Origin of the sequence: Luteibacter anthropi (genome assembly GCF_011759365.1) — a bacterium.
Classification (GTDB): Bacteria; Pseudomonadota; Gammaproteobacteria; order Xanthomonadales; family Rhodanobacteraceae; genus Luteibacter; species Luteibacter anthropi.
Map to the genome: position 1 here is coordinate 107,411 of NZ_JAARLZ010000012.1, position 9,625 is coordinate 117,035.

The 9,625-nt window shown below is 65.4% G+C and carries 8 protein-coding genes; 6 read left to right on the forward strand and 2 right to left on the reverse strand.

All coding sequences use genetic code 11. The features are described from left to right. The first annotated feature begins 43 nt into the window (after positions 1–43). Together HBF25_RS18825 and scpC are read left to right on the forward strand one after the other, a co-directional pair. Positions 44–1,414, forward strand: coding sequence for a class II 3-deoxy-7-phosphoheptulonate synthase (locus HBF25_RS18825; protein WP_166951258.1), 1,371 nt, complete (start codon positions 44–46; stop codon positions 1,412–1,414). Between the two features lie 170 nt (positions 1,415–1,584). Continuing rightward, positions 1,585–3,105, forward strand: coding sequence for a succinyl-CoA:acetate CoA-transferase ScpC (gene scpC, locus HBF25_RS18830; RefSeq protein ID WP_166951261.1), 1,521 nt, complete (start codon positions 1,585–1,587; stop codon positions 3,103–3,105). Between the two features lie 27 nt (positions 3,106–3,132). Here scpC and HBF25_RS18835 read toward each other — a convergent pair whose 3' ends face one another. Next, complete coding sequence (locus HBF25_RS18835; protein ID WP_166951264.1) at positions 3,133–3,819, reverse strand: O-methyltransferase; 687 nt, start codon at positions 3,817–3,819, stop codon at positions 3,133–3,135. 83 nt (positions 3,820–3,902) lie between these two features. On the opposite strand from HBF25_RS18835, the gene HBF25_RS18840 reads away from it, so the two are divergent. After that, a complete protein-coding gene (locus HBF25_RS18840; protein ID WP_166951266.1) occupies positions 3,903–4,682 on the forward strand; it encodes an AraC family transcriptional regulator in 780 nt (259 codons plus the stop codon). A gap of 19 nt (positions 4,683–4,701) precedes the next feature. On the opposite strand, the gene queG is transcribed toward HBF25_RS18840, so the two are convergent. Next, entirely contained in the window at positions 4,702–5,769 is a 1,068-nt protein-coding gene (queG, locus tag HBF25_RS18845; protein ID WP_166951269.1) for a tRNA epoxyqueuosine(34) reductase QueG, read from the reverse strand. Between the two features lie 35 nt (positions 5,770–5,804). Between queG and HBF25_RS18850 the strand changes: the two genes are divergently transcribed. The 3 genes from HBF25_RS18850 (at position 5,805) to HBF25_RS18860 (ending at position 9,545) form a co-directional block, all read left to right on the forward strand. Further along, positions 5,805–7,274 carry an NAD(P)H-hydrate dehydratase gene (locus HBF25_RS18850; protein ID WP_166951272.1) on the forward strand — a complete coding sequence of 490 codons (1,470 nt, stop codon included), beginning with the start codon at positions 5,805–5,807 and terminating at the stop codon, positions 7,272–7,274. Positions 7,275–7,276: 2 nt separating this feature from the next. Further along, on the forward strand, positions 7,277–7,729 hold the full coding sequence (tsaE, locus tag HBF25_RS18855; RefSeq protein ID WP_243853313.1) for a tRNA (adenosine(37)-N6)-threonylcarbamoyltransferase complex ATPase subunit type 1 TsaE: 453 nt from the start codon (positions 7,277–7,279) through the stop codon (positions 7,727–7,729). A 193-nt stretch (positions 7,730–7,922) separates the two neighbouring features. Continuing rightward, a complete protein-coding gene (locus HBF25_RS18860; protein ID WP_166951291.1) occupies positions 7,923–9,545 on the forward strand; it encodes an N-acetylmuramoyl-L-alanine amidase in 1,623 nt (540 codons plus the stop codon). Positions 9,546–9,625: the final 80 nt, after the last annotated feature.

Consider the following 9,625-nt stretch of genomic DNA (forward strand, 5'->3'; position numbering starts at 1 on the left):
CTTTCCGCGCCGCCAAAGGCGCTTTAACGCAGGCACCCCCGTCATGCAGCACTCCCTCAAAGCCGTAACTTCCCCGTCCCCCGACTGGGTACCGGGTTCGTGGCGGTCGAGGACCGCTCTCCAGCAACCCACCTATGAAGACATCCCCGAGCTGGATGGGGCCCTGGCCCAGCTTGGCGAGCTTCCGCCGCTGGTCACCTCCTGGGAGATCCTGGCGCTGAAGAAATCCATCGCCGAGGCTCAGGTCGGCGAGCGTTTCCTGCTCCAGGGTGGCGATTGCGCCGAGAGCTTTGCCGACTGCACCAGCCCGATCATCTCCAACCGTCTCAAGGTGCTGCTGCAGATGAGTCTCGTGCTCGTCCATGGCCTGAAGAAGCCGGTGCTGCGCGTGGGGCGTTTTGCGGGCCAGTACGCCAAGCCGCGCTCGGCGGATACCGAAACCCGCGACGGCATCACCTTGCCAGCGTTCCGCGGCGACCTGGTGAACAGCCCGGAATTCACCCCGGAGGCGCGCCGCCCCGATCCGCGTCGCCTGATCAAGGCGCATGCCCGTTCGGCCATGACGATGAACTTCGTCCGCGCGCTCATCGACGGTGGTTTTGCCGACCTGCACCATCCCGAGTACTGGGATCTGGCGTGGGTGGATCATTCGCCCCTGGCGGTGGAGTACAAGCGCATGGTTGCCAACATCGGCGACTCGCTGCGCTTCATGGAAACCCTGGGTGGTGAATCCATTTCGTACTCGCGCGTGGATTTCTACACCTCGCACGAAGCCTTGCTGCTGCACTACGAAGAGGCGCTGACCCGCCGCGTGCCGCGCCAGGACGGCTGGTTCAACCTGTCCACGCATTTCCCGTGGATCGGCATGCGTACGGCGGCGCTCGACGGTGCGCATACGGAGTATTTCCGTGGCATCCGCAACCCGATCGCCGTGAAGGTGGGGCCGACGGTGCAGCCGGACGACCTGCTGCGTCTGATCGACGTGCTCAACCCGAATGAAGAGCCGGGTCGCCTCACGCTGATCCACCGCATGGGTAACGACAAGATCGCCACGCAGTTGCAGCCGCTGCTGGAAGCCGTGAAGCGTGAAGGGCGTCGCGTGCTCTGGGTGGCCGATCCCATGCATGGCAATACCGAGAGCACCAGCAACGGCTACAAGACCCGGCGTTTTGCCAATATCGCGGGCGAGCTCGATCAGGCCTTCGATATCCATGCGGCCGCGGGTACACGCCTGGGTGGCGTGCATCTGGAGCTTACCGGCGAGAACGTCACCGAGTGCCTGGGTGGCGCGCGTGGGCTGGTGGAACAGGATCTCGACCGGGCTTACAAGTCGATGGTCGATCCTCGCCTGAACTACGAGCAGTCGCTTGAGCTGGCAATGCTGATTACCCGCAAGTCGGCCGGTATGGCCTGAAAAGCTGTTGTAGGAGCGCGCCTCGCGCGCGACAGGTGGTCGCATGACTCTGTCGCGCGCGAGGCGCGCTCCTACATGGATCGCAGTAGCGTCCATCCCACGATGGTCGCATGTCTCGTCACGGCGGCCGGGGAGGATAATGGGCACTCCCCATCCCCCGAGCTTGTCCCATGTCCACCGAGCGAATCCGCCATTCCCTCCTGCGCGACCGCGTGGTCTCTGCCGAAGCGGCCGCCGCGCTGATCCAGCCCGGCGAAACCGTGGCGATGAGCGGTTTCACGGGGTCGGGCTATCCGAAGGCGGTGCCCCTGGCCCTGGCGCGTCGCATCGAGGATGCGCATGTCGACGGGCGGGATTTCAAGATCCGCCTCATGACGGGCGCCTCCACGGCGCCTGAACTCGATGGCGCGCTGGCGAAGGCCGATGGCATCGCGTTGCGCATGCCGTTCCAGACCGATCCCGACGCGCGCCAGCGGATCAATGCCGGCACGCTGGATTACATCGATATCCACCTGAGCCATGTTGCCCAGCATGTATGGTTTGGCTTCTACGGTGACATCCATACCGCCGTGATTGAAGTCGCCGGCATTCGCGAGGATGGCAGCCTGATTCCGTCTACCTCGATAGGCAACAACAAGACCTGGCTCGATCTGGCGAAGAAGGTCATCGTTGAAGTCAACGACTGGCAGCCGGAAGGCATCGACGGCATGCACGATGTCTACTACGGAACCGCATTGCCACCGCATCGCAAGCCCATTCCCCTGGTGCACGCTGACGATCGCATCGGCGAGACATCGCTGCACTGCGACCCTGACAAGATCGTTGCGGTCGTGCGCACGCATGGTCCGGATCGCAATAGCCCCTTCACACCGGGTGATGCCACCAGCGAGCGTATCGCCGAACACCTCATCGACTTCCTGAAGCACGAGGTGGCCAAGGGGCGCTTGCCGGCGAACCTGCTGCCCTTGCAGTCCGGTGTCGGCAATATTCCCAACGCCGTGCTGGCGGGCCTGGCCAGCAGTGGTTTCCGCGACCTCTCCGCGTTCACCGAGGTGATCCAGGATGGCATGCTGGATCTGCTGCGCAGTGGCGTGCTCAAGGTGGCTTCCTGCACGGGCTTTGCCCTGAGCCCCGAGGCCAACGAGGAGTTCAAGCGCAACATCGCTTTCTACCGTGAGCGGATCATCATGCGCACGCAGGAGATCTCGAACCATCCCGAGCTTGTGCGCCGCCTTGGCTGTATCGCGATGAACGGCATGATCGAAGCCGATCTCTATGGCAACGTGAATTCCACACACGTCATGGGCAGCCGCATCATGAACGGCATCGGTGGTTCGGGTGACTTCGCCCGCAACAGTTTCCTTTCCATCTTCCTGAGCCCCAGTACGGCAAAGAACGGCAGCATCTCGGCGATCGTGCCCATGGTGAGCCATGTGGACCACACCGAGCACGACGTTTCCATCGTCGTTACCGAGCACGGTCTGGCCGACCTGCGCGGACTGCCGCCGCGTCATCGTGCGCGCCAGCTGATCGATCGTTGCGTAGCCCCGTCGTATCGCGCGCAGCTGGAGGATTATTTCGACCGTGCCTCGCGTGCCAGCTTTGGCAAGCACACGCCGCACCTGTTGCCGGAAGCCCTGTCCTGGCACCAGCGCTGGCTGGATACCGGGACGATGCTCAAGGACGCCTGAGTCCGGATCGCCTGACGACGCCCGTCGTCAGGCTCCCTCGAAGAGGCTCACCAGCGTACCGCCCTTGAAGGGGAGCGTTGCCGACCGGAACGGCGCGCGCGTGAGCCGGTCGATGGCCGAACCCAGTTCGGCACGGAACTGGCCGACGTTGTCGAGTACGACGACGGCACCTTTCGCCAGGCGAGGTTCCACGATGTGCAGGATATCGGCCGCGAGTCGTGGCCACCCGTCGAGCAGAAGGAAATCGATACCGTCGGCAACCTCCCGAAGCGTTTCCCGCGCGTCACCACTTTTTATGTCGACGTATTCGGCCAGCCCAGCCCGTTGCAGGTGAGCGCGGGCGCGGGTGACTTTTGCGGGTACGAGTTCGGTACCGATGACCTTGCCGCCCGATGCATTGTCGCGGACTGCTGCAGCCAGATAGATCGTGGATACGCCGAACGATGTTCCGAACTCCACGATATGCCGGGCGTTTCGTGAGCGGGCAAGAAGGTAAAGCAGCTCGCCCTGTGCCTGATCGATAGGCAGCATCTTGTCGTCGAAGAAGCTCATGTCCTTCGGTGGTCTGACAGGCCTTCCCAGCAGCATGGCCGGAAGACGGGGCAGGTAATGGCCCAGCATGGACCTCAGCTGTCGCTTCGCCATGGCGTGCAGATCGTCGATGGTGGCCTGCGCCAGGGGATCCAGGGGCGATGGTTTGGTTTTCGTGGTCATGGTGTCACCTCCGTGGAGCACCTTAGTGCGGCGCTTGCTGACCGGAGTAAGCTATTCCCGTCAATCCATAGCTCAAATACGTCATGGCTGATTACGTCGCGACCTATCTGCCCTTGCCCGCGGGTCAATCGATCGTGGCGGTGCGTGGCACCAATCCGGCCGGGCACCGGTCCTTGCCGCACCGCCATCCCGAGGGACAGCTTCTGGGTTCGGTGAGGGGGCTGCTGACTGTCGGCACGGAACAAGGTGTTGGCGTGGTGCCTGCCATCCATGCGGTGTGGATGCCACCTCACTGTGTTCACTGGGCCCGGTCGCATGGTGCCATGGATGGGTGGACGGTCTACGTGGATGAACCTGCCTGCATGAACCTGCCTTCGAGGCCATGCGCGATCCGTTCATCGGCGCTGTTGCGGGAGGCGGTGTTCCGGGCCGCCAGCTGGTTGCCCGGCGAAAGGACGGCTGCGGATGAGCGCGTTGCAGGGGTGATACTCGATGAAATCGGCAGCTTGCCGTCGGAGTCCTTCGGCCTTCCGCTACCCAGCGATCCACGTCTTCTGCGCGTCGCGACAGCACTTATCGATGACCCGTCGGATCAGCGCGGCGTTACCTACTGGGCAGCCGTGGCGGCGGTCAGCGAACGCACGCTTGGCCGTGGCTTTATCGCGGAAACAGGGTTTCACTTCAGTGCATGGCGTCAGCGCGCCCGTTTGCTCAAGGCGCTGGAAATGCTGGCCGACCAACGCCCCGTGGTGACGATTGCCCTGGACCTGGGCTATGCCACGGCGAGCGCCTTTATTGCCTTGTTTCGCAGGGTGCTCGGCGAAACGCCGGCTTCGTACAGGGCGAGGCTGATGGGTGCGTAGCGACGGCTACGCGTTGTCGTCACGTCATGCCGTGTTGCTTCATCGCCCATGCGACATGTTCACGCACGACATCGGAAGCATGATGGGCACGGGATTGAAGTGCGCTGACGACATCGGCACTTGTCGGTGCATTGCCCAGTCCAACCGCCAGGTTGCGTAACCAGCCCTCGTAGCCCGTGCGCCGGATGGCCATGCCTTCGGTGCGTGAGAGAAAGGTTTCTTCACTCCATCCGAACAGCTCGACCAGTTTTGCGCCATCCAGGCTATGTCGCGGAGCGAAATCAGGCTCCGTCGCATCCTGCGCGAACTTGTTCCAGGGGCAGATGAGCTGGCAGTCGTCGCAGCCGAAAACACGGTTGCCCATCGGTGCCCGAAGTTCCTCGGGGATGCTGCCCTTCAGCTCGATGGTGAGATAGGAAATGCATTTGCGTGCATCGAGCCGATAAGGCGCCACGATGGCTTGCGTAGGACAGATATCGATGCAGCGGCGACAGCTGCCGCAATGTGCGCTGGCGGGTTCATCGATGGGCAGCGGCAGGTTGGTGTACAGCTCGCCAAGGAAGAAGTACGACCCCGCACGTTTGTTGATCAAGACGGTGTGCTTGCCGATCCAGCCCAGGCCGGCATTGCGCGCAAGCGCCTTTTCAAGCACGGGCGCGGAGTCGACATAGGCACGATAGGCAAAGTTGCCGACGCGTTCGGTGATGCGTGCGGCCAGCTTTTGCAGACGGTTGCGGATCACCTTGTGATAGTCGCGGCCCAGGGCGTAACGGGCCACATAGGCCTTCTCGCCATCGTGGATCACGCCCCACGCATTGGCCGTGCCCGGCGGGATGTAATCCATGCGTACCGACACCACCCGCAGCGTGCCGGGCTCCAGCTCCGCAGGGCGGCTGCGCCGCGTGCCATGCCGTGCCATGTAGTCCATCTCGCCATGGTGGCCGTCGGCCAGCCAGCGTTCGAGGTAGGCCTCGTCGTGGCCCAGGTCGGTACCGGCAATGCCCACGTCGGCGAAGCCGAGTTCACGGGCCCAGTGCTTGATGTCCCGGGCGAGGGCGGCGTAGTCGGTGGCGGCGGGATCGTGCATGCGTCCATTCTACCGGGGGCTCCTATAATTGCCGGATGACCGCCATCTCTCCCGATACCGCTCTCTATACATCCGAGCAGTCGCGCCGCATCGACGCCAGGGCGATTGCCGACGCCGGCATCCCTGGTTTCGAGCTGATGTCACGTGCGGCGGCGGCTTCCTTTGCGATGCTCCGGCGCCGCTGGCCTCAGGCCTCGCGCATCGGCATCGTCTGTGGCGCTGGCAACAACGGCGGTGATGGTTACCTGGTCGGTCGCGATGCCTTGCGCGCGGGCCTGTCCGTGCAGTTGTTCGCCTTGGGCGAGCCTCGTTCGGAAGGCGACGCTGCCAGGGCGCGCGAGGCTTTCCTGGCGGAAGGCGGGCTGCCGCAGCCGTGGCCCGGCACGCTGGGCAACCTCGACGTGCTGGTCGATGCGATCTATGGCACGGGCCTGAACCGTGCGCCGCAAGGCGACGCGCAGGCTGCCATCGAGGCCATCTCAGCTTCGGGGCTTCCCGTGCTGGCGCTGGACGTACCCTCCGGCCTCTCTGCCGATACCGGGGCCACTCCTGGCGTGGCGGTGCGGGCGACCGCGACGGCCAGCTTCATCGTCCACAAGCGCGGCCTGCATACCGGGCGCTGCGAGCTGGCCGGCGATATCGAACTGTTCGACCTGGGCGTGCCGCCCGATCTACGCGGCACCCCTGATGCCGTGCTGCTGCAACCTGCGGCCATGCCGCGTCGCCCGCGCGATTCCCACAAGGGAAACAACGGCCACGTGCTTGCCATCGGTGGCGACCACGGCACGGCGGGTGCCGTGCGCATGGCCGCCGAAGCCGCGTTGCGTACGGGCGCGGGCCTGGTCAGCGTCGCCACCCGCGACGAGAACGTGATGCCGATGAACGCGGCGCGTCCCGAGCTGATGGCCCATGGCGTCAACGGTCTGCAGGCGCTCGCCCCGATGCTGGAAAAAGCTTCCGTGGTGGCGCTTGGTCCGGGCCTGGGGCAGGGCGCCTGGGGGCATGCCCTGTGGACGACGGCACTGGATGCAGGCCTGCCGACGGTGCTCGATGCCGACGGCCTCAACCTGTTGCATGCCGAGCCACGCGCCTTGCCGCGGCACATCGTGCTGACTCCGCATCCGGGCGAGGCCGGGCGTCTGCTCGGTGTGTCCACCGCAGAAGTACAGGCTGACCGGTTCGCCTCAGCCCGCGAGCTGGCGCGCCGGCATGCCGCCGTCGTGGTGCTCAAAGGCAATGGCAGCCTGGTCGTGGCGCCGGATGGTCGCGTCTCGGTCTGCCCCTGGGGTAATCCGGGCATGGCCAGTGGCGGCATGGGCGACACGCTGACAGGCATCATTGCGGCCTTGCTGGGGCAGGGATGCGATCCTTATGAAGCCGCCTGCCTCGGCGTGGGACTGCACGCCCGGGCGGCGGATGTCGCTGCGCGCGAGGGCGAACGTGGCCTGCTGGCAGGGGATCTCCTTACGCCGCTGCGCCGGCTCGTCAACGGGCTGGAGGCATGAGCATGGAACTGATCCTGGCGGACGAAGAAGCCACGCTGGCCCTGGGCAGGCGCCTGGCCGAGGTCTTGCCCGACGGCCTGGTTGCCTTCCTGCATGGCGATCTCGGGGCCGGCAAGACCACCTTTGCCCGGGCCTTCCTCAAGGCGCTGGGTGTGGGCGAGCGGGTGAAAAGCCCCACCTACAGCCTCGTCGAAGGCTACGACATCGGCGAACGCCGGGCCTTCCACCTCGATCTCTACCGCATCGCCGATCCCGGTGAGCTGGAATGGCTGGGGCTGGACAGTCTCTCCGAGCCGGGCGCGATCGTGCTCGTCGAGTGGCCCGAACGAGGGCAGGGTGCGCTGCCGCCGGTCGACCTGGAGCTGTATTTCCGACATGACGGCATGGGACGCGTCGTGGGCTTCCAGCCCCGCTCCGAAGCCGGTCGCCGCCTCGTACAAGCCCTGGGCCTGTAGGAGCGCGCCTCGCGCGCGACCCGTCCTGCGCGAAATCTCACACTTCGCCCCGCGCGGCGCGCGCGAGGCACGCTCCTGCATAGTCAGGTTGTGGACCATACCTGTACGGTCGTTGACGAAGTGTTTGCAGGTTATGGATTACCAAGGGAAAAAATCTTGCAATCAGCGGGCGCTTGCAGTTCAATCCGGCCATATGTGGGGAATCACTAGCAAACTCGGCCTTATCGCGTGCGTGGCAGCCGTCACGGCGCTGGCTCCTGCCATGGGTGTGGCGGCTGATGTAAAGGCCGCGCGCGTCTGGGCCGGGCCCGAGTACACGCGCGTGGTCTTCGACCTGTCCGGCCCGGCCACCTACAAGATGTCCCAGGGCGATGTCCCGGGCACGGTGGTACTCGATATCGCCGGTAGCTCCGTTTCCGGCGATTTCTCGGCGCCCGGCGCCCAGGGCCTGTTCAAGTCGATGTCGTCGGGCAAGCAGGGCGGCAACGCCCGCATGACGGCCAAGGTCGATACCCAGGCCAAGCCGAAGAGCTTCCTGCTCAAGCCGGCCGGCGACTACGGTTACCGGCTCGTGCTGGATCTGTATCCGGGCGGCCAGAGCGATCCAGGTGACAATTCGCCCGGCGACAGCGGGGATACCCCCGCGGTTGCCGACGCTCCGACGCCGCCACCGGCACCGGTGACCCGATCGTCGCGCGGTTCGCGCGGACGTGCCGTGGCGCCGGGCAAGGTGCCGCCCCCGCTCACGGGCGAGCGCAAGGTCATCGTGGCGATCGATCCGGGTCACGGCGGCGAAGATCCGGGTGCTCGTGGCGCTACGGGCCTGCGCGAGAAGGACGTCACCCTGCAGGTGGGCCGCGAGCTGGCCGACCAGATCAATCGCCAGCCGGGTATGCAGGCCTTCCTGACCCGCACCGGCGACTATTTCATCCCGCTGAAGCGCCGTTACGAGATCGCCCGCGAGCACAATGCGGACATGTTCGTGTCCATCCACGCGGATGCCTTCAAGAACAGCGACGCCAAGGGCTCCTCGGTCTGGGTGCTGTCGCCGCGTGGCAAGACCTCCGAAGCCGCCCGCTGGCTGGCCGATCGTGAAAACCGGGCCGACCTGGTGGGCGGCGTCTCGCTGGACGACAAGGACGACAGCCTGGCTGCGGTGCTGCTCGATCTCCAGCAGGGCTACGCCATGCAGGCCAGCGAATCCATCGCAGGCAACGTGCTGAAAGCCCTGGGCCGCCTGGGTCCCACGCATCGCGGCTATGTGGAGCGTGCCAACTTCGTGGTGCTGCGCTCGCCCGACGTGCCGTCGATCCTGGTCGAAACGGCCTTCATTACGAATCCGGCCGAAGAACGCCGCCTGCGCGATGACAGCCATCGTCGCGAACTGGCCACCGCCGTGCTGGGCGGCGTGCGCAACTACTTCGAGTCCATGCCGCCGCCGGGAACCTGGTTCGCGGCACAGGCAGCGCGTCGCAATGGCACCTCGCTGGCCAGCACGGCGGCATCCGCGCCAGCCGCCCCGGCGGTGGCTTCCGATGCCAATGCCGTGGCCTCCGACGCCGTAAAATCGGCCAGCCGGGCCGTGGCGCCCGAGCCGAAAGCCCCGAAAACCAGCGTGGTGGCCAGGGCCGACACACCGAAATCGCGCGGCCGGGCGGACGACAACGTGCGCGACGTGCACCGGGTAACGCGCGGCGAGACCCTGACAGGCATTGCCCAGCAGTACGGGGTGTCGGTCGGGGCGCTCAAGCTGGCGAACAAGATGACCGACAACAACGTGCGAATCGGCTCGATCATGGTGATTCCGTCCGGCTGACGGGCCTGCGCGGGCATTTGACGCGTGGCGCGTGCCGGGCGGTTATAATCCGCCCCGACAGACCGGCATTCCCGCCGTAC

What these genes read in the sequence shown, in the direction of transcription:
- HBF25_RS18825 (WP_166951258.1), top strand. Translation starts at nt 44, where the DNA reads ATGCAGCACTCCCTCAAAGCCGTAACTTCCCCGTCCCCCGACTGGGTA.
- scpC (WP_166951261.1), top strand. Translation starts at nt 1,585, where the DNA reads ATGTCCACCGAGCGAATCCGCCATTCCCTCCTGCGCGACCGCGTGGTC.
- HBF25_RS18835 (WP_166951264.1), bottom strand. Translation starts at nt 3,819, where the DNA reads ATGACCACGAAAACCAAACCATCGCCCCTGGATCCCCTGGCGCAGGCC.
- HBF25_RS18840 (WP_166951266.1), top strand. Translation starts at nt 3,903, where the DNA reads ATGGCTGATTACGTCGCGACCTATCTGCCCTTGCCCGCGGGTCAATCG.
- queG (WP_166951269.1), bottom strand. Translation starts at nt 5,769, where the DNA reads ATGCACGATCCCGCCGCCACCGACTACGCCGCCCTCGCCCGGGACATC.
- HBF25_RS18850 (WP_166951272.1), top strand. Translation starts at nt 5,805, where the DNA reads ATGACCGCCATCTCTCCCGATACCGCTCTCTATACATCCGAGCAGTCG.
- tsaE (WP_243853313.1), top strand. Translation starts at nt 7,277, where the DNA reads ATGGAACTGATCCTGGCGGACGAAGAAGCCACGCTGGCCCTGGGCAGG.
- HBF25_RS18860 (WP_166951291.1), top strand. Translation starts at nt 7,923, where the DNA reads ATGTGGGGAATCACTAGCAAACTCGGCCTTATCGCGTGCGTGGCAGCC.